Origin of the sequence: Acidovorax sp. Root217 (assembly GCF_001428645.1) — a bacterium.
Classification (GTDB): domain Bacteria; phylum Pseudomonadota; class Gammaproteobacteria; order Burkholderiales; family Burkholderiaceae_C; genus Acidovorax.
This window is the reverse complement of record NZ_LMIH01000013.1, coordinates 13,446-35,896: the sequence shown is the minus strand read 5'-3', so window position 1 is coordinate 35,896 and position 22,451 is coordinate 13,446. Positions and strand designations below refer to the sequence as shown.

Genomic DNA, 22,451 nt, shown 5'->3' with positions numbered 1-22,451 from the left:
CCAATTATAAGGAGCGGTCTTTTTCTGCCGCCACAGGGGGCGCCCTACAAAAGCCGGTTGTAGGCCAATTCACAACAGGTTTTAGAGAAGGCTCCCGAACTTTTCCAAGTGCTGGTAATCGCGCGGGCGCCCTTTGCAGCGCGCGCTCAGCGCAGAAAGGCGTCGTAGCCTGTCTTGAGGATCAGCGCCCCCACCACCACGATGAAGATGCCGCGCACGAAGCCCGTGCCGTGCTTGAGCGCCATGTGCGTGCCGATCAGGCTGCCCACCACATTGGCCACGGCCAGCGTCACCGCAAAATGCCACCAGACATGGCCCTTGGCGGCAAACAGGGCGATGGCCGCCACGTTGGTGGCCGTATTGAGCAGCTTGGCCGACGCCGAGGCATTGAGGAAGTCGTACCCGAGCAGCCGCACGAACAGGAACACGAAGAAGCTGCCCGTGCCCGGCCCGAAGAAACCGTCATAGAAGCCGATGGCCAGACCGATCAGGCTGGCGGCCACTATTTCAGCGCGCCCGGCGAAGCGCGGCGTGTGGTGGCGCCCCATGTCCTTTTTGGCCAGGGTGTAGGCCAGCACGCCCAGCAGCACCAGGGGGAGCAGCCGGCGCAGGAACTCGGGCGAGATGACTGTGACGGCCCAGGCCCCTGCGAACGAGCCGGCAAACCCGGCGGCTGCGGCCGGCAGCAGGGCGCTCCAGCGCAGTTGCACGCGGCGGCTGTACTGCCAGGTGGCCATGGCCGTGCCCCAGACGCCCGCCGCCTTGTTGGTGCCCAGCAGCGTGGCAGGAGGTGCCAGGGGAAATGCGGCGAACAGTGCTGGCACCATCACCAGGCCGCCGCCGCCCACAATCGCGTCCACGAAGCCTGCCAGCAGCGAGGCGAGGGTGATGAAAATCCATTCCATCCCCTATTTTCGCACCCACCCAGCTACAGTTTTGGTAGCGAAGGCATTCCCCGAGCGGAAAGAAAAAAGGCGCTGGGATTGCCAGCGCCTGAAAAGGGGGTGCACCTCGTTGGGTGCTTTATTGGGTTGTTGCTTGTAGGGATGTCTCCTCGGCCCCTCGTCCAGCACACCAGGGCGCGCTTTCGAGTGACGGTACTGTAACGGCGGCACCCGCTTGGTGCATTGGGGGTTTCCCGCCCCCTTTTGGGGGGCGAAACGGGCCGAAAGACGCCCTGACTGCCCCAAATGCGATTTTTTGCTTGGCATGCCTTGTGCACTGTGCCTTGTAACAAATTGCGAAAAGGGAGCTTCCACATGCGGGCAGTCATCCATGGGTTCGTCACGGTCGTGGCCTTGTGCCTCGGGCTTTGCACCGCAACGGTCTGGGCGCAAGCGCCCGCCCCCGAGGCCGCCGCAACGGCAGCCGCACCGGCACCCGCTCCCTTGACGCGCCCCGGCCTCGTGGCCAAGGAGGCCATCAATGCCGCGGACACCGCCTGGATGATGACCTCGACGGCGCTGGTGCTGCTCATGACGCTGCCGGGCATCGCCCTGTTCTATGCCGGCATGGTGCGCCGCAAGAACGTGCTCAACACCATGGCCAGCGTGGTCGCCATTGCCGCGCTGGTGAGCCTGCTGTGGTTTGCGATCGGCTACTCCTGGGCGTTCACGCCGGGCAGCGCCTGGCTGGGCGGTACCGAGCGCATGGCATTTGCCGGGTTCGACTTCCAGCTGGCGGCCGGCAAGCTGTCGGTGAGCCACGTGGCTCCGGCCATCCCCGAGTCGGTCTACGCCATGTTCCAGCTGACCTTTGCCATCATCACGGCGGCGCTGCTGGTCGGGGCGGTGGTCGAGCGCATGCGCTTTTCCGCAATGCTGCTGTTCATCAGCCTGTGGACGGTGTTCATCTATGCGCCCGTGGCGCACTGGGTCTGGGAGCCGGGCGGCTGGCTGGCGCAGATGGGGGCGCTCGATTTTGCCGGGGGCTCCGTGGTGCACGTGAATGCCGGCGTGGCCGGCCTGGTGTGCGCCTGGTTCCTGGGGCGGCGCAGCGGCTATGGGCGCGAGCCCTTCGAGCCCTACAACCTGGGCCTGACCATGGTGGGTGCGGGGATGCTCTGGGTGGGCTGGTTCGGCTTCAACGCGGGCTCTGCCGTGGCAGCCGATGGCCGGGCGGGGCTGGCCATGGCCGTCACCCATGTGGCCGCCGCCGCAGGCGCGCTGTCCTGGATGCTGGGCGAGGCGGTCATGCGCGGTCGCCCCTCCTTGCTGGGCCTGTGCTCGGGCCTGGTGGCCGGCCTGGTGGCCATCACGCCTGCCGCCGGCTTTGTCACCCTGCGTTCGGCCGTGGTCATCGGGCTGGTGGCGGGCCTGGCCTGCTACTGGGGCGCGACAGGGCTCAAGCGCCTGCTGCGAGCCGACGATTCGCTGGACGTGTTCGGCGTGCATGGCATCGGCGGCATCGTGGGTTCGCTGCTCACGGGTGTGCTGGCCAGCCGCACGGTCGGTGGTGTCGCAGGCAGCCTCTGGACCCAGGCCATCGGCGTGGGGGCCGTGATGGCATTCAGCCTGGTGGGCACCGCGCTGCTGTTGTGGATCACCAACCTCGTGCTCGGCCTGCGCGTGGACGAGCAAAGCGAACAGACGGGCCTGGATATTGCACAGCACCGGGAACGCCTGGGTCAGTAGGCCTCCCAATGTTCTGAGGAGTTCACCATCATGCAGGACAGCGACAAACTCGCCATCGCAGCGCACCTGCACGTGCTGCTGCGCCGCAAGACCGGCCGGGTGACCGACACCGAGTGGATGGCAGCCAACGCAGAGTACGCGATGGAGATCGTGCGCTTCGCGCGCCAGCACGCGGTCGAAGACGGCGTGCCCGAACTCGCCGAATGGGCCGAACGGCTTGACCGCGCCGTGCACGAACCGGCCCCCGCACCGCAACGGCGCCCCTTGCTGGAGACCGCCAGCCAGGCGGTGCGCCAGCGCCTCGTGCCTGCACCGGTGGTCGAGGTGCCCCGCTATGTCGGTGGCATCCGCTGAACTCGAAGGCTCACGCCTTCTGCGCCGCCAGGATCCACTCGGCTGCCTTTTCGGCCAGCATCAGCGTGGGTGAGTTGGTGTTGCCACTGGTGATGGTGGGCATGGCGCCGGCATCCACCACGCGCAGGCCGGCAATGCCGCGCACGCGCAGTTGCGAATCAAGCACCGCCATCGGGTCATCTGCGCGGCCCATGCGCGTCGTGCCCACGGGGTGGAAGATGGTGGTGGCGATGTCGCCCGCCAGGCGCGCCAGGTCCTCATCGCTTTCGAACTGCACGCCGGGCTTCCACTCCTCGGGCTGGTAGGCGGCCAGGGCGGGCTGGGCGACGATGCGGCGCGTGACGCGCAGGCTGTCGGCGGCCACCTGCCGGTCTTCGGGGGTGCTCAGGTAGTTGGGCGCAATGGCCGGCGCGGCATTGAAGTCCGCGCTCTTGATCTGCACCGTGCCCCGGCTCGTGGGGTTGAGGTTGCAGACGCTGGCCGTGAAGGCCGGGAAGCTGTGCAGGGGCTCGCCGAAGGCATCGAGCGACAGGGGCTGCACGTGGTACTCGATATTGGGCCAGGGTTGGCCGGGGTCGCTGCGCGTGAAGGCGCCGAGTTGCGAGGGGGCCATGCTCATCGGGCCGCTGCGTTTCATCGCGTATTCCAGCCCGATCTTGGCCTTGCCCCAAAGCGAGCTGGCCATGGTGTTGAGCGTGGGAACGCCGTTGACCTTGAACACCGCGCGGATCTGCAGGTGGTCCTGCAGGTTGGCGCCCACGCCCGGCAGGTCGTGCACCACATCGATGCCGTGCTGCCGGAGCAAGGCCGCAGGGCCGATGCCCGACAGCTGCAGCAGCTGGGGCGAGTTGATGGCCCCGGCGCTCAGGATCACCTCGCCGGTGGCGTGCGCGGTCACCATCTCGTGCCCGTCCCAGACCTTCACGCCGGTGCAGCGGCGTGTGCCGTCCGGCTGGGTTTCGAGGATCAGCTGGGTGGCCTGCGCGTTGGTCCACATCTCGAAGTTCGGCCGGCCGTAGCAGGTGGGCCGCAGAAAGGCCTTGGCCGTGTTCCAGCGCCAGCCGCTCTTCTGGTTGACCTCGAAGTAGCCCACGCCCTCGTTGTCGCCGCCATTGAAATCCTCGGTGGCCGGGATACCGGCCTGCTGCGCGGCCTTGGAGAACGCGTCCAGCACATCCCAGCGCAGGCGCTGCTTCTCCACGCGCCACTCGCCGGTGCTGCCGGTGGACTTGTTGCCGTGCAGGCGTTTGAAGTTTTCGTTCACGTCGCCGGGCTGATCCAGGCGCCAGTGGTCCTCGTGGCGGCGAAAGTGGGGCAGGGTGTTGTCCCAGCGCCAGCTGGCATCGCCGGTCAGCTCGGCCCACTGGTCGTAGTCGCGTGCCTGGCCGCGCATGTAGATCATGCCGTTGATGCTGCTGCAGCCGCCCAGTGTCTTGCCGCGCGGGTAGCGCAGGGTGCGGCCGTTCAGGCCCGCGTCGGGCTCGGTGTTGTAGAGCCAATCGGTGCGCGGGTTGCCAATGCAATACAGATAGCCCACGGGAATGTGTATCCAGTGGTAATCATCCTTGCGACCCGCTTCGATGAGCAACACGCGGCGGCGGCCATCGGCGCTCAGGCGGTTGCACAGCAGGGCGCCCGCTGTGCCGCCGCCAATGATGATGTGGTCAAACGTGGTGTCGCTCATGGGAATAACGGTGTGGCAGAAGGGTGTCGCGGGTTGATCGGAAGGGTCGGCGCCATTGTGCGGACCGCAGTGGTGGTGTCGAGGGGGTAAACGCGGCTTGCTAGCAAGTTTGTAGCTGGTGTGGCTTGCAGCGGTTGCGATTGCACGCAATTTGATAATAATTGCAAGCATTCGGGCCCGTGTCGTGCTTGCACGCAAGGGCTTGTCCTACCTGCGGGCCATGGGCTCCGCTACCATGCTTCCCCTACCTCCTTGCTGGTGGCTTGCGCCGCCCGTTTCATGACCGACCTTGCTCCGCGCATTGCCCGCACCGACACCTCCGAAGGCCCGGAGCTGCTGCTGCATGGGCGTTGGGGCGCGGCTGAGCTGGGTACGCGCCGGCAATGGAAGGCACTGTCCGCACAGCTGCAGGCGCAGCAGTCCAGTGCCCAGGTCGGGTGGGATCTGCGCGACCTGCAGTGGCTGGACCATGTAGGTGCCCAATTGCTCTGGAACCACTGGGGACGTGCGTGGCCCAAGCGCCTCGCGCTCACGGATATCCAGCGTGACATCCTGGAACGCGTGGCCGAGTTCACCGTGGCCGAGCCGCCGCCGCCCGAGCCCTGGAGCCTAGCCCGTGAAGTGGACCACCTGGGCCTGCTGGTGCTGCATGGTGTGGACCACGCGCGCCACATGCTGCAAATGGTGGGACAGCTGGTGCTCGACCTGCTGCGCCTGGCGCGTGCCCCCCAGCGCGGGCCCTGGCGCGACGTGTCCGGCCACCTGTACCGCATGGGCGCCACGGCGTTGCCCATCACAGCCCTGGTCGGCTTTCTCATCGGGGTGGTGCTGGCCTACCTGATGTCGCTGCAACTGCGCCAGTTCGGCGCCGAATCGTTCATCGTCAACATCCTGGGCATCTCCCTCATCCGCGAGCTGGGCCCCATGCTCGCGGCCATCCTGGTGGCGGGGCGCTCGGGCTCGTCCATCACCGCGCAGATCGGCGTGATGCGTGTGACCGAAGAGCTCGATGCCATGCGCGTCATGGGCATCCCGCACGGCTTTCGGCTGGTGATGCCGCGCACCCTGGCGCTGGCGCTGGCCATGCCGCTGATCAGCGTGTGGACCACGCTGGCGGCGCTGGCCGGGGGCATGCTCGCGGCCGATGTGGCCATGGATATTTCTCCCGCGTATTTTGTGCAGGCCCTGCCGTCTGCCGTGAAGGTGGGCAACCTCGGCCTGGCCATGGCCAAGTCGGTGGTGTTCGGTGCCTGCATCGCGCTCATCGGCTGCCATTGGGGCATGCGCGTCAAGCCCAATACGCAGAGCCTGGGCGAGGGCACGACCGCATCGGTGGTCACTTCCATCACCATGGTCATCATCGTGGATGCGCTGTTTGCCATCGCCTTCAAGAGCATCGGGATCTGACGCCGTGAGTACCGCCGACATCGCCACCCCGCCAAACGCCGCAGGCAGCAACGCGCCCCAGGCGCTGGCCGTGCCCTCGGGCACACCGCCCGTGGTTGAGGTCAAGGGCCTGTGGAGCGTGTTCGGCAAGGGCAGCGAAGCCTTCGCCGTGCACCAGGACCTTGAATTCACCGTGCAGCGAGGCGAGATGCTGTCGCTGGTAGGGGGCTCGGGCACGGGCAAGACGGTGCTGCTGCGCCAGATACTGGGCCTGGCCCGGCCCGCGCGTGGCACGGTCACCGTGCTCGGCCGCCCGGCCTCCGAGATGGGGCGCGAAGGTGCTGCCAGCCGGGTGGGCATGCTGTTCCAGCACGGTGCGCTGTTCTCGGCCTTCAACGTGCTCGACAACGTGGCCTTCGCGCTGCGCGAGCAGGGCACCCTGCCCGACGATCTGGTGCGCGATGCCGCGCTGGTCAAGCTGCAGATGGTGGGCCTCAAGCCCGAGCACGCCAGCCGCATGCCGGCCGATCTGTCCGGTGGCATGGTCAAGCGCGTGGCCCTGGCGCGCGCCCTCATCATGGACCCGCCGCTGCTGCTGCTCGACGAGCCCACCGCCGGGCTCGACCCGAGCAGTGCCGACGAGTTCTGCGCATTGCTGCGCGAGCTGCATGCGGCGCTGGGCCTCACCATGGTCATGGTCACGCACGACCTCGACACCCTGTTTGCCCTGTCCACCCGCGTGGCCGTGCTGGCCGACAAGAAGGTTGTCGTCACTGGCCCGCCGACTGAAGTGGCGCGTTTCAAACACCCCTTCGTCGAGCAATTCTTCATGGGTGAACGTGGCCAGCGCGCCATGGCCCCCCTGGCGGGCTTGCCCGAGCAGCCGCCCGCGGCCCCAACGCAGACTTCCAAGGACGCCTGATGGAAAACAAATCACACGCACTCGCCGCCGGCATCTTCGTCATCGTGGTGGCCGCCATGCTGGCAGGGCTGGCCATCTGGCTCACGCGCGACAACGCCAACTACGAGCAGTACGAGCTGTCCACCAAGGACGGTGTGAGCGGCCTGCAGCCCCAGGCCACGGTGCGATACAAGGGCGTGGCCGTGGGCAAGGTCACGCGCATCGGCTTCGATCCCCAGGTCAGTGGCAATGTGCTGATCCGCATTGCCGTGAATGAGCAGGCGCCCATCAGCCCCAACACCTTCGCCGTGCTGGGCTACCAGGGCGTCACCGGCCTGGCCCATGTGCAGCTCGACGATGCCGCAGCGCCCTACCCCGAGCTGCCCCCGGGCCCGAGCGGCCTGCCGCGCCTGCCGCTCAAGCCTTCGCCGTTTGGCCGCCTGGCCGAGCAGGCGCCGGCCATCCTGGGCCAGGTGGAGGAGGCCACGCGCCGCATCAACCAGTTGCTGGGCGACACCAACCAGAAGCTGCTCACCGACGCCATCGGCAACATCGGCCAGGTGGCCGGCAGCGTCAACGCCCTTACCAAGCGGCTGGACACCACGGTGCAGACCCGGCTCGACCCGGCGCTGGCGTCGCTGCCGGCCCTGGCCGGCGATGCGCGCCAGACGCTGCAGTCGCTGCAGAAGGCCGGCACCAGTGTGTCGGACATGGCCGCAGGCATCAACGCCACCAACCAGCGTCTCACCGTTGAAGGCGGCCCCATCGACCAGATCACCCAGGGCACCCAGGCGCTCACGCGCGCGGCCGATGCACTGGGCAGCAACACGCTGCCGCGCGTCACCCGTGCGGCCGACGAACTGTCGCGCACCGCGCGCCAGATCGGCCGGGCCGCCAACAGCGTCAGCGACAACCCGCAGTCGTTCATCTATGGCTCGGGCCGCATCCCGCCTGGTCCGGGCGAAGAGGGCTTTGCCGCACCAGGCGCCGCGCGCTGATGCCGCCGTCCGACGAATTCAAGGAGTACATCGCCATGCTGGATATCCAATGCACTGTCTCGGGGCGCCTGGCCCGCCGGGGCGCCGCCCTGGTGTGCGCCGCTGCCGTGCTGGCCGGGTGCTCGGCCCTGCCCGGCCCGCCCACGCGGGCGGTGCAGTACGACTTCGGCCCCGGTGCCATGGCAACGGCCCCGAGCGACCGCCGGGCCCCGCTGGCGCCGCTGGCCCTGGCGGATGTGGAGTCCACCGGTATGCCCGAAAGCAGCACGTCGGTGCTCTACCGGCTGGCCTACTCCGATGCCCAGCAGCCACGCCCCTATGCCGCAGCACGCTGGAGCCAGCCCCCGGCCGTGCTGGTGCAGCAGCGCATCCGCGAGCACCTGGGCCTGCGCCGGGCCATCCTGAGCACCAGCGACGCGGCCGTGCAGGCCCGTGTGGCGAACAAGCGGCCCACCGTGCTGCGCCTGGAGCTCGAAGAGTTCAGCCAGGTGTTCACCAGCGCCGCAGAAAGCGCCGGCCTGGTGCGCCTGCGTGCCACCGTTGCCGAGCCGACGCATCTGGGCGAGAACCTGGTGGGCCAGCGTGTCTTCATCGTGCAACGCCCCGCTGCCACGGCCGATGCGGCCGGCGGCACCCGGGCACTGGCCGACGCCACCAACCAGGCGGCGCGCGAATTGGACGAATGGCTAGAACAGGTGGGGCGCTGAGCCGCAGGAACCGGACTCGCACCCGCACCGTCGCACCCCCAAAGCCAGTCTTGTTACGGATGGTTGCAGCACCCCTACTCAGGTAGGGTGTTGAAGCCTTCGGTGCTCTTCCATAATGTGCCTGAACGTGTTGACGGCCTTCGGGATTGCGCAAATCTCTTGTCGGGCTGCAACGAGGCAGGCTGTCCGGTACGGGGCCCGCAGACCGCCAATGCGTTCCCTGGGTGCCTGGCTCCCGGTGGGTCACTGCCATGGCCAGCCCATCGCCCGCCACCGCCTCCAGCCCTTGTGTTCCCCTTCGCCTGCGAGTGGAGCGCCGGATGGCATGCCGCCATCGCGGCCCGCAGCGGGCTCCGATCCACGTTCATTACCGAGGTAATTTCCCGTATGTTCTTCAAGCCATCGCTGCTGCGCTCCGCCTGTGCCGCCACCATCGCCCTCGCCGCCACTGCCACCACCGCCTGGGCTGGTGACAAGCTTTACGTGCAGGACAGTGGCAAGATCATGCTGGTCGATGTGGACGCCAAATCCCTGACCCTGGTGTCCCGCCCCACGGTCGATGGCTCCATCACCGACATCGCCACCGACGCGGCGGGCACCCTCTACGTGCTGACCTTCAATTCGCTGTACCGCCTGGCCGCCGATGGCAGTGCCGTGCTGCTCGGCAAGCACGGCATCAGCACCGCCAATGCACTGACCTTCGATGGCAGCGGCAAGCTGTACGCTGCGTCCGCCGTCAACAAGAACCTCTACCAGGTCAACCCCGCCACCGCGCAGGCCACGGTGGTCGGCACGCTGCCCGCACAATCGGCGGGTGACCTGGCCTACCTCAATGGCCGTCTGTTCTTTGCAGGCGAGAACGACTCGCTCGGCATCGTCAACCTGCGCAACAACCAGCAGTCGGCCAACGTCGGCAGCTTCGGCCTGGCGACCTCGGTCTATGGCCTGGCCGAAGGCGACAGCAACACCCTGTACGGCGCGGCATTCACCAAGCTGTTCAAGGTCGATCCGTCGACCGGCTCCATCAGCTACGTGATGGACTTCACGGGCCTGGGGCAAGCTGGCGGCCTGGCGCCGTTCAAGGCGGTGGTCACGCGTTCGGAAGACCGGCTGTTCAACTACGCGGAAGACACCTTCCCCACGCTGTTCAAGCCCTCGTTCTCGCCTTCGCTGACCTACGGCAACCAGTACTACCGTTTCTACCGCGACACGGGCACCATCCTGTCGATCAGCAATGGCCAGCTGAGCTACACCCAGGTGGGCGGCGCGCCTGCCGTGCTGGGAGCGGTGGACACTTTCCTGCCGCTGGCCACCGGCGCCGGATACTGAGCATCCGGTTCCGGCATCGCCAGGCGGCGTCGACCAGCGCAGGGTAGGCTCCTGCGCAAAGGTACCGCCTGGCGAGGCTGGTTTGCATGAGCGGGCCTTGGGGCCCGTTTGTCATTCACGGACTCTTTTCGCTGCGCCCTCGATGCCCGTCACCACACGCGCATAGCGCGCAAAGCTCCAGTAGGCCCAGCCCCAGTCCATGAGCACGACCAGGCGGTTGCGAAAGCCGATCAGGAAGTAGACGTGGGCGAAGAGCCAGAACAGCCAGGCGAAGTAGCCTGAAAAGCGCACCGGGCCGATCGGTGAGGTGAGGTCCACCACCGCTGCGTTGCGGCCGATGGTGGCCAGGTTGCCGTAGTCGCGGTAGCGAAACGGCTGGGTCTGCTGCTGGGCCAGGCGGCGCAGCACGTTGGCGGCGGCGGCGCGGCCCATCTGCTTGGCGCCGGGGGACACCCCGGGCACGGGTGTGGGTTCCTGGCCGGGCACATGGCTTTTGGCGGCGGCCAGGTCGCCCACCACGCTGATCTCGGGATGGCCCGGTAGCGTGAGGTCAGGGTCGACCACCACGCGGCCGGCGCGGTCGGTGGTGCAGCCGGTGGCCTCGGCCAGCAGCCGGCCCAAAGGCGAAGCCGCCACGCCTGCAGCCCAGACGATGCACTGGCTGGGAATCGTGTAGCTGGTGGCGGTGGGGTCAGCGCCCGGGGCGGGGCCTGCCACCGTGAGGCCGGTGGCATCGATGGCCGTCACCCGCGCATTCACGCGCACTTCCACGCCCAGCTTTTCCAGTTGCTCCTTGGCGCGCTGGCTCAGGGCCTCGGGCATGGCCTGCAGCACGCGCGTGCCGCCTTCGAGCAGGATGATCTTCGCGCTGGCCGGGTCGATGTGCCGGAACTCGCCGGGCAGTGTGTGGCGCGCGATCTCGGCCAGAGTGCCGGCCATCTCGACCCCTGTGGGCCCGCCGCCCACCACCACGAAGTTGAGCCAGGCGGCGCGCCGGACTGCATCGCTCTCGCGCTCTGCGGCTTCGAAGGCCAGCAGGATGCGGCGGCGGATCTCGAAGGCGTCGTCCAGGGTCTTGAGGCCGGGCGCGAAGGGTGCCCAGTCGTCGCGGCCGAAGTAGCTGTGGGTGGCGCCAGCAGCCACGATCAGGTGGTCGTAGGGCAGGGCATCGCCACCCTGCAGCAGCACGCTGCGTGCCGCGACGTCGATGCGCTCCACCTCGCCGAGCAGCGTGGTCACGTTGGGTTGTTTGCGAAACAGGTGGCGGATGGGCGCAGCAATGGCCGGTGCCGAGAGCCCGGCCGTGGCCACCTGGTAGAGCAGTGGCTGGAACAGGTGGTGGTTGGTCTTGTCGACCACCGTGACGTCGATGGCGCTGCCGTGCAGCGCGCGCGCCGCCTCCAGCCCGCCGAACCCGCAACCGATGATGACGACCCGGGGGCGGATGGGTGTGTTGGGAATGCTGCTCATGGCTGCATTATGGGCAGTCTGCAGTGGGGTCCCGGAAAGGCACGCCCCGCAGGCGTTGCAGCGTGCGGGGCGTTGTGACGGCGTGGCCGCTCAAGCGTTCATGAAGCCGAGGTCCACGGGGTATTCGGCACCGCCGAAGTGGCTCAGGTTGGGCAACACACTGGCGATCTCGGTGCTGCTCACGCCAAACCACTTGGCCAGCGTGGCGGCGTACTGGTCCACCGAGGTGCTGGGCAGCAGGCGGCCCTGGCCCACGTGCCACTGGTCATCGGGTGCGGCGGTGCTGGTGTTGCTGACCGGGGGGGCCGAGCCGTAGAAGGCCTTGCCCTTGACGGCACCGCCCACCATGAGGTGGTGGCTGCCCCAGCCATGGTCGGATCCATCGCCATTGGAGTTGAGCGTGCGGCCAAAGTCCGAGGCGGTGAAGGCCGTCACCTTGTCGGCAATGCCCAGCTCCACCGTGGCGCTGTGGAAGGCGGTCATCGCATCGCTCAGGCGCTGCATCAGGCCGGGCTGCTGGGAGATGAGGTTGTCGTGCAGGTCGAAGCCGCCCATCGAGACCATGAACACCTGGCGCTTGGTGCCCATGGTGCCGCGCGCGCCGATCAGGCGGGCCACCATCTTGAGCTGGTCCGCCAGGCCGTTGTTGGCGGGGAAGGGCGTGGCCAGGTTCACGCCCGCAATGCCGGTGGTGACCAGCGATTCGGAGGTCACGGCGCGCGTGGTCACCTTGTTGTATTCGTTCTCCAGCGTCTGGCTGCTGGTCTGCTGAATCAGGCTGGTCAGCGCCGAGCGCACGGCCGTGGAGCCATAGACGCTGCTCTTGACGCCATTGATCGGGATCGCGCCACTCGTGCTCACCTGGTATTGCAGCGCCGAGTCGCCCGAGAGGAACACCGCATTGCCCGTGACCGAGATGCAGGTGAACAGCGAATTGGCGTTGGACGACAGGGCCAGATCGCCGATGTTGCCGCCCCAGCCGATGGTGGAGCCTTCGGGCGAGGACGACTGCCATACCGACTGTTGGTCGTTGTGCGAGAACAGCTTGGGCGGCAGCGGGTACAGGCTGCGGTTGGAGCCGTTGTACTGTGCCTTGGTCAGCGGCACCACCAGCGGGCCCACGTTGAGCTGCACGGCGGCTTTGCCGTTGTTGAACAGGCCCGTGAGGCCCGACATGGCAGGGTGCAGCGCGTACTGGCGCCCACCGGGCAGGCCGGCCGTGGGGTTGAGCAGCGTCGCCGCCAGCTCCGCCTTGGGGATGGCGATGCCGCCACCACCCAGGCCATTGCCGCCCCGGATGGCGCTGTACTTGAGGTAGCTCGGGTCGTCGTAGGTGACCACGGTGTTGGCATAGTCGTTGCCACCATAGAGGAAGACGCAGACCAGGGCCTTGTAGTCGGTGGCGGTGAAGGCGGCCGCCTCGCCCATGGCGGCCAGGTTCAGCGCAAAGGGCAGGGCGGTGCCGGCCAGGCCCAGTTGGCCGCTGCGGCGCAGGAAGGCCCGGCGGGTGTGGAGTTCGGGTTGGAGCAGGTGCATGGCGCGCGTCCTCTTATTTCTGGATGAGGTACTCGGCCGAAGCCATGACCAGGAAGATCGCCGACGCGATGCGGTTGAGCTTGACGGCGTCGGTGCTCGCGGCCGTGACGGGTGTTGCCTTGATCGCATCGGTAATCAGTTTCACGGTGGCGGCCGACAGCTGGCCCGCACACATCAGCAGGTTGATGCGCGCGACCAGGGCGTCGGGGTCGACGACCAGCACCATCTCATGCGTGTACAGCGCCTTGATGTCATAGCCGTTGTTCGCATTGCTGCCGTTGTTGGGCAGGTCGGGCGCGTTCACGTAGATGCCATTGCGGATCACGCCCTGGATGTAGTTCAGGTAGCCGCCCACGCTGCTTTCGTTGACCAGTTGGAACTCTGGCGCCACGGCACCGCTCTGGGCCAGGGCCGTGGACGGCGGCACATAGCCGGGCCGAAAGAAGTTGAACACCGAGGGTGAGCGCAGCGGGCTCTGGCCCAGGCGCGAACTGGCGGAGCTGGTGTCCCCGATCTTCCAGCTGCCGAAGGTGGAGCTGATGTTGAAGGTGCGGCCCCACTGCACCAGGCGCAGCATGGGCTCGCGCAGCTTGCCGAAGCCCGGTTGTGTGAGTCCCGCGGACGAACGCGCTTCGTCGTCGAGCAGAATGGCGCGGACCACCGACTTCATGTCGCCGCGCACGCTGGCACCGTTGTTGTTGAACACGCTGGCAACGCGCGCCACATAGGCCGGCGAGGGGTTGCTGGTAACCAGCCGCTGGATCAGCTGCTTGCAGATGAACGGCGCCACGTTGCCGTGGTAGAACAAGGTGTCCATCGCCGTGGCCAGGGCCGCGGCACCGGGCGTATTGGCCGGAATGGAGGCACCCAGGAAGTTGACCGCCAGGTTGGAGTGCAGCGAGGCATTGAGAGACATGGGCAGCCGCGTGAACGCCGTGTTGGGCACCGTGCGTGTCGTGCCGGGCACGGTGCCCTGCTGGTTCAGCGACTGGTTGTAGTCGTAGCCCGTGAACACGCGCGCCAGGTTGGTCACGTCGGACTGGCTGTAGCTTTCGATGGGCTGGCCCGCGCCGTCGCGGCGCACGGTGCCGTCGATGTTGAGCATGACCAGCCCGATGGACATGAGCTGCATGACCTCGCGCGCATAGTTTTCATCCGGCTGGCGGCCCGTGGCGGTGTTCTCCTTCTGGTTGCCCCGGGTGTTGAGGTAGTAGCCCATCGCGGGGTTGAGCGACACGTCCTGCAGCAGGTTGCGGAAGTTGCCGAACGAATGGAATACCAGGGTGTCCCAGTAGTGCGCGATGGCGTGGCTGCGCCAGTTGAAGTCCAGGCCCGAGAGCGAAACCACGAAGATCTCCGACAGCGCCAGCGCGACCCGCTTGCGCAGGCCATCGGGCGATGTCATGAGCTGCGACCAGATCATGCAGTCGCCCGGATAGGTGTTGTCGTAGTAGGCCGTGGAATTGTCGACCGCCGCATACCCGCGCTGGTTGAGCCACTCCCAGCCCGATATGCCGATGGGGGCGTTGAACTGCGAGTTCAGCCAGGCGTCGAAGCCGATGGAGCGGACGGTGGCGATGTCCTGCGTGGTGGCGGCGAACCCTGCCTGCAGCAGAAAGCGAGCAGCGTCCTGGTCGTTGAGCGGCCGGCCGCTGGAGAAGACCGCATCGCCAAAGCTGGCCAGCGCGCCGACGTTGACCACGGCGTTGTTGGTGGGCGGGCCCAGCACCACAACGTTGCCCTGGTACACACCCAGGTAGTTGCGCGTGCCCCCGTAGTAGCGGAAGACGAGCGTGCCGCTGGTCACTGTGGCCTGGTGCGAGTCGAAGTACTGCGGGAAGACCATCTCCGCCCAGTCCATCAGTTCGTCGGGTGTGGGCGTGCGGCTGGCCGCCTGGTCCGACCGGAAGGAGCCCGAGCCGCCCATGTCGCCCAGCAGGGGCATGCGGGGCGCGTTGTCGGCCTGCTTGAGCGCCTGGGGGGCCTCGGCTTCGGCCTCGCCGCCGCCGCAGGCCGCGAGGGCCGCGCTGGCGGCGGCTGCCGCCGACAGCTTGAGCCAGGGAGCGCCCGCGGAGTCCGATGCTGTTGGCGCTGCATCGGCCGGCGACAAAGAGGAGGCTGTGCGGGCGGGCAGCGGTGCTGCCAAGGCTGCATCGGATGCTTCGTGGGCGTGTGTCATAGCGACTTTTGTGAAGATTTGTACAGAAGTGTAGGCAACCTCCTACAAAAGTGGCATTCCCTACCCGACAGTAAGCGTTACCAAAAGAAACGCGCTGGCCTCTTACAGAGGAGAGGGCCGCATGGCGCGATGCGCAGCAGCAACACCCGCTTTTTCAACGATTGAAACACCCAGGCTGCTTTAGCGGGTGCTTGTCCGGCATGCCCGTAGGCGTGCGCCGACGTGGGTTCCACGGTGCGGACTACGCGCCGCAGGCGGACTCGTTCTTACAGTCTCTCCATCGCATCACGCAAGTGTTCCACGCAATCCGAGTGGATGGCTGAAGCGAATTTTTCGAGGATGCACACCATGAATGAAGACACCATCAAGGGCAACTGGAAGCAGTTCACCGGCAAGATCACCGAACAGTGGGGCAAGCTCACCAACGATGACCTGGATGTCATCGATGGCAAGCGCGAGCAGTTCCTGGGCAAGCTGCAGGAGCGCCAGGGCATTGCCCGCGACGCCGCCGAAAAGCAGCTCAGCGACTGGCAAACCCGCCATCCCGACTTCCGCTTCAACGACTGACATGGCCTTGGCGCACCGGTAGCCAGAACCCTCCAGGGCCCAAGGCCCTGCAGTTGGCGGGCTACCGAATGCACAACGCTCTTTCAGCACCCCTACAAGACACCCCCTGAGACCCCGAGGAGAAAACCATGAAATTCGCACGCACCCTGATCGCCTCTATCGCCGCCGGCCTGCTGGCCACTTCCGCGATGGCCATGACCGACGCCGAGTACAAGACGGCCAAGGACAAGATCTCTGCCGACTACAAGGCTGCCAAGACCAATTGCGACACCCTGAAGGATAACGCCAAGGACATCTGCGTCAAGGAAGCCAAGGGCGCCGAAAACGTGGCCAAGGCCGAACTGGATGCCCAGCACAAGCCTTCCGACAAGGCCACGAACAAGGCCCGCATGGCACGTGCCGACGCCGACTACGATGTGGCCAAGGAAAAGTGCGATGACTTGAAGGGCAATGCCAAGGACGTGTGCGTGAAGGATGCCAAGGCAGCCCACACCACCGCCAAGGAAAACGCCAAGGTGGCCAAGGCCGCAGCCAAGCCTGCCGACAATGCCGCCGAGAAGGGCGCCCAGGTCGCAGAAGCCCGCAAGGACGCATCGGCCGAAAAGAACGAAGCCAACTACAAGGCCGCCAAGGAGCGTTGCGACGCCATGAGCGGTGATGCAAAGTCCAAGTGTGTGGACGACGCCAAGCGCATGTACGGCCAGAGCTAAATCTCGGGCCAGCCCCCGCACCACGGCCTTCAGGGCCGATGGTGCTCCACCGAGCCCCGCCCCGTGCGGGGCTTTGTCATGGAGCTGCGCCATGGTGTCTGACCTGCATCAAAGCGGCCCTTGCCTTGCGCCTCTAAGCTGGCCCTTCAATTGGCTTGCAAGAACGGAACGGCACATGGCAGCACTGGAATGGTCTGACGCACTGGCACTGGACCTGCCGCTGATGGACGAGACCCATGAGGAGTTCGTCGAGCTCCTGGCGCGGGTGGAGCATTCGGACGATGCGCAACTGCTGGCGCGCTGGCAGGCGCTCATTGCCCACACCGAGCAGCATTTCGGCATGGAAGACCAGTGGATGGCCGGCACGCGCTTTGCAGCGGGCAACTGCCACAGCATGCAGCACAAGGTGGTGCTGCAGGTCATGCGCGAAGGGGCTGAGCGTGCCGCCCGGGGCGAGCTGCAGGTGCTGCGCATGATGGCCGGCGAACTGGCGCTGTGGTTTCCCCAGCACGCGCAGAGCATGGATGCTGCCCTGGCGCTGCACCTGCGCCGCGTGGGGTTCGACGCGGCCACCGGTGTGGTGAAGGCCCCCGAGGCCTTGCCCCAGGGGCTGGTGCACGGCTGCGGCAGTGCCAGCTGCTCGCCTTCGGCCCAGCCCGTGCCAGCCTGAGCGTTGGCACGGCGCGGACCTCAGTGGCTCAGCGCACTGGTGGGATGGCGTGGCAGCAGCACAATCGCCATGTGCCAAGACAGATCCCGCAGTGCCGAGCGCAGCGCCGCCGAGGCGGGTGGCCCGGATGTGCCTAGCGGGCCATAGGCTGCCCGCAGCACGGCCTGCTTGGCGCTGTGCAGCGCGGCACGGTCGTGCGCCTGCAGGGCCGCCAGCAACTGGTCGCGGTAGCGCTGCACACGCCGGGCCTCCGCGTCCGACAGGTCCGGTGCCGGGTGGGTGGTGGCTTCGGCACTGAGGTGGTGTGCCCAGGCCAATGCGGGCGAGGTGGTGGGCTGCTCGGTGCTGTGCATCATGGACGCCCTGGCTGGGTGGGGGTGGCCAGGCCCGAGTGGGGCGGGGGCACTCTGGGTGGCTCCCGTGGCGGCAGGGGTGGGCGGGGCGTGCCGGCGGGTGAGGTCAGTCCATACCAGTTCACCTTGCGGGTCAGGACCATCACGGCGGCCAGTACCAGGAACAGGGCGATGGAGCCCACGGCCAGCGCCGTCTGCTCCAGCTGCAGCAGCACGTACAGCAGGCCGTACAGTAGCGCGATCCCCGCACCCAGCGGTATGCCGCGCGCCAGGCTGCCCAGCATGTGGCTTGCATAGTAGGCCAGCAGCAGCACGCAGGCGGTTGCCGCAACGCCGTAGGAGATGCCGAACGGCAGGTGCTCCGACAGGCTCACCAGCAGCAGGAAGAAGCTGCACAGCGCGCTGCCCACCAGCAGGTACTGCACCGGGTGCACGCGCAGCTTCTTCATCAACTCGAACAGGCCCACGGCCACGAAGGTCAGGGCGATGAACAGCACGCCGTACTTGGTGGCCCGATCGGCCAGTGTGTAGGGGTTGACCGGGTCCACGAAGGCCACGCTGAAGCTTTCGGCGCATTCGCGCGGGGTGGCGTTGCCCGTGGCGTACTCACTGCTGTCGTCGCCACCGCCGCCGCTGTTCACGCACACCCGCTTGCCGTCGGCAATGTCTTTCTGCGCGGTGGTCGCCAGCGAGGACAGGCGCCAGCGGGCGGTGAAACCTGCCTTGGTCACCTCGCGCTCGGACGGAAGAAACTGCCCCGAGAACGAAGGGTGGGGCCAACTGCTGCTCATCTGCACCTCGGTGTTGCCCCCGATCGGCACGATGGCCAGGCGCTCCGTGCCCACCAGCTCCAGGTCCAGCGTGGCGGTCAGGCCTGTGGCCTGGCCGCGCACCGACTCGGGCAGGCCGGCATGCAGGCCACGGGTGTAGGTGGGGTGGAAGGTGCCGGGCTTGAGCACCAGCGCCTGCTCGCCCAGCGTGACCCGCGCCGTGCGGATGCCGCGCGCATCGCCCACGGCCACCATCAGGATGGGCGCGCCGCAGTTCATGCGCGAGCCCTTCATGGTGCTTTGCGGTTGCAGGCTGGTGAGCGCCCCCCACTGCGCGGTGACGTGCGACTTGAGGTTGTAGGTGTTGACCTTGTGCAGGCCGCGCGCGCGCTCTTCCATTGCGGCACCGGTGACCACCTTGAGCTGTTCGGGCATGGCCGTGAGCAAAAACTCGCGGCGCTGCTCCACGGTGCGGCGCTCCTCGCCCTTGCCGGTCTCCACGTCCCAGCTTTCCACACAGGCGCTGTGGATCATCGGGCCCATCAGCGTTTGCGGCCCGGCCAGGCTGTCGGCCACGCTCTGTGCCGTCATGCTGCGGTAGCGCTGCCGGTCGCGCACCACGTCCTCGATCAGGCCCAGCCCGATGAGCAGCAGCAGCACGATGACCGCGAGTGCGCCCAGTTTGGTGAACAAGGGGTATTTCAAGAGATCCTCCACATGGAATTAGGTGGAGGCAGTGTTGGCGGCGGGTGTGAGGGGGCGATGAAGTTTGTGAGGGCAGTGTGAAGTGGAGCCGGTGGCAGAATGGCTTTTCTTCAGCCACTGCAGGAGGATCACCGTGCGCAGAGCTTCCCGGTTCATGCCCAAGGCCCAGCGCCCCGCCATGCCTTGGCTCGGCCGCATCTTCGTGGCTGTGGCTGCATTGGCACTGCTGTGCTCACTGCTGCTCTTCTTGTGGGCCTATCCCGTCACTGGGTGCGCGATAGCCGCGGCGCTCTGGGCTCTGGTGGCCATCGAGGGGCGGCAGCAGAACAAGCGTCTGGTGCAATGGGTGCAGGCGCGGTCGGGAGAGTCCATATGCCAATTTGCCCGGGCCATCGACTGCCGGAAGGTGGACACCTGGGTCGTTCGGTCGGTGTACGAGGAGCTTCAGCGCTATTACTCGGCAAGGTGGGTGCTGCCGCTGCGTGCGACAGACCGTCTGAAGGACGATCTGCTGCTGGACTCTGAAGACCTGGACGATGTCCTTGTAAATATGGCCCAGCGCGCGGGCCGCGACCTCTCTTGCCCGCAGGCCAATCCCTTCTACGACCGGGTCACCACCATCGGCGATCTGGTCCACTTCCTGAACGCCCAGCCACGGCTTGCCACCGCTGGCTAGTCGCTGCGGAACTCCAGCTCCACCCGCAGCCCCGGCGCCTTATTGCGCACCACCATCTGCCCGCCGTGCAGTGCCATCACGCGCCGCACGATGGCCAGCCCTAGGCCCGATCCGCTGCGCTCGCCGCCGGGCCGTGCGGTGCTGAAGAAACGCTCGCCCAGGCGCGGCAGGGCGTAGTCGGGCACGCCCGGGCCGCTGTCCTGCACGGCCACGGTGCTGCCGGCCAGCTCCACCTGCACGCGGCTGCCGGCCGGGGCGAAGTCGATGGCGTTGTCGAGCAGGTTGGTCAGGGCCAGGGTCACGAGCTCGGCCTCCCAAGGGCCGCTGGCACCGCTGCCGGTGACGGCCAGGGTGATGCCGCGCTGGCCCGCGCGCCCTTGCGTGTGGGCCACGGCGGCGCGCGCGCAGTCCTGCAGCGCCACGGGCACGGGCGCATCGGCATGGTGGCGTTGCTCAAGCTTGCTCAGCTCCAGCAGTCGGTCGATGATGCGCTGCAGACGCTCGGCCTGCTGCACCACCTGGGTGGCAAATTCGGCGCGGTCGGCCGGGGGCAGATCGTCCTGCAGCAGCTCGCCGGCGCCGCGGATGGCGGCCACGGGGCTCTTGAGCTCGTGGGTGAGGGCGCGCACATAGCCTTCGATGTAGTCGCGCCCCTCCAGCCGCGCGCGCATGCGGTCCATGGCGCGGGCCAGGTCGCCCAGCTCGCCCGGCACCTCGGGCACGGCCAGTGCCGTGGTGGGGGGCGAATCGTGGTCACCGGCAGCGGGGCCCTGCACGCTCAGCGCATAGTCGCGCAGGCGGCGCACGTTCCACACCATCCACAGTGTCACGGCCACGCCGACGGCGGCCGACAGCACCAGCAGCAGCACGCCGCTGGCCAGCACCTTGTTCTCGGCCCGGTCGATGAAGCGCTGCACTGTGCGCGTGGGCTTGGCCACGGTGAGCACGCCGGCGATGCGGCGGCCCTCGGCCGCCGTGCCCGGCACGTAGATGGGGGCGGCCACATGCATCACCCCGCTGGTGTCGTCGCCCTCCACGTCGCGGGTGGAGCGCGCGCCGTACTCGCCGCGCAGGGTGCGCGCGACGTCGCGCCACTGCGAATAGTCGGCCCCCACCGCGCGGTTTTCCGAATCGAACAGCACCCGGCCCGTGGCGTCGGTCACGTAGATGCGGTAGTCCAGCGACTGCTTGGAAAAGCCCCAGATCGCCGCATCGATGGGCCGGGTGGCGTAGTGGCGCACATGCTGGGCAAAGGCACTGCCTGCCGCGCCATCCTCCAGCCGGCCGGCCACCAGGTCATCGCTGGCCAGCTCGGCCAGGATGTTGGCGGTGTCCACCATCATGTCCTCCATCACCTCGCGCACACTGGGCTTGATCTCGGCCGTGAACACGCGCAGCACGAAGAAGGCAGCGATGCCGTTGATCAGGAAGAAGGCGAACAGCAGGCGGATGCCCAGGCGCATAGGCGGCAGTCCTTGTCTACAGGTCCAGGCAGTAGCCCATGCCGCGGTGTGTGCTGATGTATTCGCGGCTGGAATCGATCTCACGCAGCTTGGCGCGCAGCGTCTTGATGTGCGTGTCCACCGTGCGGTCGGTGCTCTCGCTGTCGTCGCCCCAGGCGGCATTGAGCAGCGCGTCGCGCGAATGGATGCGACCCGCGCCGCGCAGCAGGCAGGCCAGCAGCCGGTACTCGCGCCGCGTGAGCACCAGTGCCTGGCCGCGCAGGCTGATGCGCTGGCCGGGCTCGTCGTCATGGAACAGCGGCGCAGGGGCTGTCGTGGCGATGGCGGCAGTGTGTGCACTGGCGCGGCGCAGCAGGGCCTTCACACGCGCCCCCAGCTCGCGCGGGCTGAAGGGCTTGGCGAGGTAGTCGTCGGCCCCCAGCTCCAGGCCCAGCACGCGGTCGATTTCTTCACCGTGCGCGCTGAGCACCAGCACCGGCAGGGTGGCGGTGGCAGGCGCGCCACGCAGCTCGCGCAGCAGGTCCAGCCCGCTACCGTCGGGCAGGCCCACGTCCAGCACCAGCAGGTCGAAGGGCTGCTGGCGCATCTGCTGGCGTGCATCGTGCACCAGCAGGCTGTGCGTCACCGCCAGGCCTTCGCGCTCCAGCGCATAGGCCACGGTGCGCGCGATGGCCGGGTCGTCTTCCAGCAGCAGCAGGCGTGCCGGCATGGTGCGCAGCGAAATCAACGCGCCACCAGCACCGGGAACAGCTTGCCCAGGCCGTCGGCCATCACTTCCACCGCCAGGGCTGCGAGGATCAGACCCATGAGCCGCGTCATCACGTTGATGCCGGTCTTGCCCAGCACGCGAGCGATCGGGTCGGCCAGCGAAAAACACACCGCCGTGGCCAGGGCGATCACCACGCCGTAGCCCACCAGCGCCAGCTGCTGCCAGATGGTCTGTGCCCTGTCGGCATAAATTACCACGGTGGACATGCTGGCCGGCCCCGTGAGCAGTGGAATGGTCAGCGGCACCACCGCGATGCTGGAGCCCGTGGCCGCCTTCTCCACACCTTCCTCCAACTCATTGGTCATGGGCTTGGCTTCGGCCGGCTGGGCGTTGAGCATGTTCATCGCGCTGATCAGCAGCAGCATGCCCCCGCCCACCTGGAAGCTCTGCAGCGAGATGTTGAAGAACTCCAGGATCTGCAGGCCCAGCAGCGCACAGGCCGCGATCACGCAGAACGAGGCAAACGCCGCCGTGCGGATCGTGGCGCGCCGCTGCGCCGCCGAAAACCCCTGCGTGTAGTGGATGAAGAAGGGCACGATGGCCAGCGGGTTCACGATGGCCAGCAAGGTGATGAGGGGTTTCAGGTCCATA

Annotated in this window: 21 protein-coding genes; 11 read left to right on the top strand and 10 right to left on the bottom strand. The window is 67.4% G+C overall.

What is annotated here, in order from left to right; all coding sequences use genetic code 11:
• Positions 1-146 precede the first annotated feature (146 nt).
• Positions 147-905 (bottom strand): TSUP family transporter, encoded by a 759-nt coding sequence (locus ASE31_RS14900; protein WP_057202612.1) that lies wholly within the window; start codon positions 903-905, stop codon positions 147-149.
• A 354-nt stretch (positions 906-1,259) separates the two neighbouring features.
• Between ASE31_RS14900 and ASE31_RS14895 the strand changes: the two genes are divergently transcribed.
• Both ASE31_RS14895 and ASE31_RS14890 read left to right on the top strand, forming a co-directional pair.
• Positions 1,260-2,633, top strand: a complete 1,374-nt coding sequence (locus tag ASE31_RS14895; protein ID WP_057202611.1) for an ammonium transporter — start codon at positions 1,260-1,262, stop codon at positions 2,631-2,633.
• A gap of 30 nt (positions 2,634-2,663) precedes the next feature.
• Positions 2,664-2,987, top strand: a complete 324-nt coding sequence (locus ASE31_RS14890) for a hypothetical protein (protein ID WP_057202610.1) — start codon at positions 2,664-2,666, stop codon at positions 2,985-2,987.
• A 10-nt stretch (positions 2,988-2,997) separates the two neighbouring features.
• Here ASE31_RS14890 and ASE31_RS14885 read toward each other — a convergent pair whose 3' ends face one another.
• On the bottom strand, positions 2,998-4,671 hold the full coding sequence (locus ASE31_RS14885; protein ID WP_057202609.1) for a GMC family oxidoreductase: 1,674 nt from the start codon (positions 4,669-4,671) through the stop codon (positions 2,998-3,000).
• A 279-nt stretch (positions 4,672-4,950) separates the two neighbouring features.
• Between ASE31_RS14885 and ASE31_RS14880 the strand changes: the two genes are divergently transcribed.
• From ASE31_RS14880 to ASE31_RS14860, 5 genes are all read left to right on the top strand, one after another.
• Positions 4,951-6,078, top strand: a complete 1,128-nt coding sequence (locus ASE31_RS14880) for an ABC transporter permease (RefSeq protein ID WP_057202608.1) — start codon at positions 4,951-4,953, stop codon at positions 6,076-6,078.
• A gap of 4 nt (positions 6,079-6,082) precedes the next feature.
• Positions 6,083-6,979, top strand: a complete 897-nt coding sequence (locus tag ASE31_RS14875; RefSeq protein ID WP_235514480.1) for an ABC transporter ATP-binding protein — start codon at positions 6,083-6,085, stop codon at positions 6,977-6,979.
• Entirely contained in the window at positions 6,979-7,956 is a 978-nt protein-coding gene (locus ASE31_RS14870) for an MlaD family protein (RefSeq protein WP_057202607.1), read from the top strand. The genes ASE31_RS14875 and ASE31_RS14870 overlap by 1 nt, the downstream gene beginning before the upstream one ends.
• Entirely contained in the window at positions 7,956-8,663 is a 708-nt protein-coding gene (locus ASE31_RS14865) for an ABC-type transport auxiliary lipoprotein family protein (protein WP_082604160.1), read from the top strand. The genes ASE31_RS14870 and ASE31_RS14865 overlap by 1 nt, the downstream gene beginning before the upstream one ends.
• A 387-nt stretch (positions 8,664-9,050) precedes the next feature.
• Complete coding sequence (locus ASE31_RS14860; protein WP_057202606.1) at positions 9,051-9,992, top strand: hypothetical protein; 942 nt, start codon at positions 9,051-9,053, stop codon at positions 9,990-9,992.
• Between the two features lie 111 nt (positions 9,993-10,103).
• On the opposite strand, the gene ASE31_RS14855 is transcribed toward ASE31_RS14860, so the two are convergent.
• From ASE31_RS14855 to ASE31_RS14845, 3 genes are all read right to left on the bottom strand, one after another.
• Positions 10,104-11,462: an NAD(P)/FAD-dependent oxidoreductase gene (locus ASE31_RS14855; protein WP_057202605.1), complete on the bottom strand. Its 1,359-nt coding sequence runs from the start codon at positions 11,460-11,462 to the stop codon at positions 10,104-10,106.
• Positions 11,463-11,552: 90 nt separating this feature from the next.
• Complete coding sequence (locus tag ASE31_RS14850; RefSeq protein WP_057202604.1) at positions 11,553-12,998, bottom strand: DUF1501 domain-containing protein; 1,446 nt, start codon at positions 12,996-12,998, stop codon at positions 11,553-11,555.
• 13 nt (positions 12,999-13,011) lie between these two features.
• Positions 13,012-15,177, bottom strand: coding sequence for a DUF1800 family protein (locus ASE31_RS14845; protein WP_057202603.1), 2,166 nt, complete (start codon positions 15,175-15,177; stop codon positions 13,012-13,014).
• A gap of 348 nt (positions 15,178-15,525) precedes the next feature.
• Between ASE31_RS14845 and ASE31_RS14840 the strand changes: the two genes are divergently transcribed.
• The 3 genes from ASE31_RS14840 to ASE31_RS14830 all read left to right on the top strand — a co-directional run bounded on the left by ASE31_RS14840 (position 15,526) and on the right by ASE31_RS14830 (position 17,124).
• Entirely contained in the window at positions 15,526-15,744 is a 219-nt protein-coding gene (locus tag ASE31_RS14840) for a CsbD family protein (protein WP_057202724.1), read from the top strand.
• Between the two features lie 128 nt (positions 15,745-15,872).
• Positions 15,873-16,454 (top strand): hypothetical protein, encoded by a 582-nt coding sequence (locus ASE31_RS14835; protein ID WP_057202602.1) that lies wholly within the window; start codon positions 15,873-15,875, stop codon positions 16,452-16,454.
• Between the two features lie 175 nt (positions 16,455-16,629).
• Positions 16,630-17,124, top strand: coding sequence for a hemerythrin domain-containing protein (locus ASE31_RS14830; protein ID WP_057202601.1), 495 nt, complete (start codon positions 16,630-16,632; stop codon positions 17,122-17,124).
• Between the two features lie 20 nt (positions 17,125-17,144).
• Here ASE31_RS14830 and ASE31_RS14825 read toward each other — a convergent pair whose 3' ends face one another.
• Both ASE31_RS14825 and creD read right to left on the bottom strand, forming a co-directional pair.
• A complete protein-coding gene (locus tag ASE31_RS14825; protein ID WP_235514477.1) occupies positions 17,145-17,480 on the bottom strand; it encodes a hypothetical protein in 336 nt (111 codons plus the stop codon).
• Positions 17,477-18,952 (bottom strand): cell envelope integrity protein CreD, encoded by a 1,476-nt coding sequence (creD, locus tag ASE31_RS14820; RefSeq protein ID WP_057202600.1) that lies wholly within the window; start codon positions 18,950-18,952, stop codon positions 17,477-17,479. Before creD ends, ASE31_RS14825 begins: the two co-directional genes overlap by 4 nt.
• A 133-nt stretch (positions 18,953-19,085) precedes the next feature.
• Here creD and ASE31_RS14815 point away from each other — a divergent pair, with 133 nt between their 5' ends.
• A complete protein-coding gene (locus ASE31_RS14815; protein WP_057202722.1) occupies positions 19,086-19,628 on the top strand; it encodes a hypothetical protein in 543 nt (180 codons plus the stop codon).
• Here ASE31_RS14815 and creC read toward each other — a convergent pair.
• From creC to ASE31_RS14800, 3 genes are read right to left on the bottom strand one after another with little or no spacing between them, the layout of a single operon-like run.
• Positions 19,625-21,091: a two-component system sensor histidine kinase CreC gene (creC, locus tag ASE31_RS14810; RefSeq protein ID WP_057202599.1), complete on the bottom strand. Its 1,467-nt coding sequence runs from the start codon at positions 21,089-21,091 to the stop codon at positions 19,625-19,627. The two genes, ASE31_RS14815 and creC, sit on opposite strands and share 4 nt — an antisense overlap.
• Positions 21,092-21,107: 16 nt before the next feature.
• Positions 21,108-21,800, bottom strand: coding sequence for a two-component system response regulator CreB (creB, locus tag ASE31_RS14805; RefSeq protein WP_057202721.1), 693 nt, complete (start codon positions 21,798-21,800; stop codon positions 21,108-21,110).
• 14 nt (positions 21,801-21,814) lie between these two features.
• The gene (locus ASE31_RS14800) at positions 21,815-22,450 is read right to left on the bottom strand and encodes a MarC family protein (protein WP_057202598.1); all 636 of its coding nucleotides are present in this window, start codon (positions 22,448-22,450) and stop codon (positions 21,815-21,817) included.
• Between the last annotated feature and the right edge of the window lies 1 nt (position 22,451).

What these genes read in the sequence shown, in the direction of transcription:
- ASE31_RS14895 (WP_057202611.1), top strand. Translation starts at nt 1,260, where the DNA reads ATGCGGGCAGTCATCCATGGGTTCGTCACGGTCGTGGCCTTGTGCCTC.
- ASE31_RS14885 (WP_057202609.1), bottom strand. Translation starts at nt 4,671, where the DNA reads ATGAGCGACACCACGTTTGACCACATCATCATTGGCGGCGGCACAGCG.
- creB (WP_057202721.1), bottom strand. Translation starts at nt 21,800, where the DNA reads ATGCCGGCACGCCTGCTGCTGCTGGAAGACGACCCGGCCATCGCGCGC.
- ASE31_RS14825 (WP_235514477.1), bottom strand. Translation starts at nt 17,480, where the DNA reads ATGATGCACAGCACCGAGCAGCCCACCACCTCGCCCGCATTGGCCTGG.
- ASE31_RS14800 (WP_057202598.1), bottom strand. Translation starts at nt 22,450, where the DNA reads ATGGACCTGAAACCCCTCATCACCTTGCTGGCCATCGTGAACCCGCTG.
- ASE31_RS14900 (WP_057202612.1), bottom strand. Translation starts at nt 905, where the DNA reads ATGGAATGGATTTTCATCACCCTCGCCTCGCTGCTGGCAGGCTTCGTG.
- ASE31_RS14850 (WP_057202604.1), bottom strand. Translation starts at nt 12,998, where the DNA reads ATGCACCTGCTCCAACCCGAACTCCACACCCGCCGGGCCTTCCTGCGC.
- ASE31_RS14865 (WP_082604160.1), top strand. Translation starts at nt 7,956, where the DNA reads ATGCCGCCGTCCGACGAATTCAAGGAGTACATCGCCATGCTGGATATC.
- ASE31_RS14835 (WP_057202602.1), top strand. Translation starts at nt 15,873, where the DNA reads ATGAAATTCGCACGCACCCTGATCGCCTCTATCGCCGCCGGCCTGCTG.
- creC (WP_057202599.1), bottom strand. Translation starts at nt 21,091, where the DNA reads ATGCGCCTGGGCATCCGCCTGCTGTTCGCCTTCTTCCTGATCAACGGC.
- ASE31_RS14840 (WP_057202724.1), top strand. Translation starts at nt 15,526, where the DNA reads ATGAATGAAGACACCATCAAGGGCAACTGGAAGCAGTTCACCGGCAAG.
- ASE31_RS14890 (WP_057202610.1), top strand. Translation starts at nt 2,664, where the DNA reads ATGCAGGACAGCGACAAACTCGCCATCGCAGCGCACCTGCACGTGCTG.
- ASE31_RS14880 (WP_057202608.1), top strand. Translation starts at nt 4,951, where the DNA reads ATGACCGACCTTGCTCCGCGCATTGCCCGCACCGACACCTCCGAAGGC.
- ASE31_RS14845 (WP_057202603.1), bottom strand. Translation starts at nt 15,177, where the DNA reads ATGACACACGCCCACGAAGCATCCGATGCAGCCTTGGCAGCACCGCTG.
- ASE31_RS14870 (WP_057202607.1), top strand. Translation starts at nt 6,979, where the DNA reads ATGGAAAACAAATCACACGCACTCGCCGCCGGCATCTTCGTCATCGTG.
- ASE31_RS14855 (WP_057202605.1), bottom strand. Translation starts at nt 11,462, where the DNA reads ATGAGCAGCATTCCCAACACACCCATCCGCCCCCGGGTCGTCATCATC.
- ASE31_RS14830 (WP_057202601.1), top strand. Translation starts at nt 16,630, where the DNA reads ATGGCAGCACTGGAATGGTCTGACGCACTGGCACTGGACCTGCCGCTG.
- ASE31_RS14860 (WP_057202606.1), top strand. Translation starts at nt 9,051, where the DNA reads ATGTTCTTCAAGCCATCGCTGCTGCGCTCCGCCTGTGCCGCCACCATC.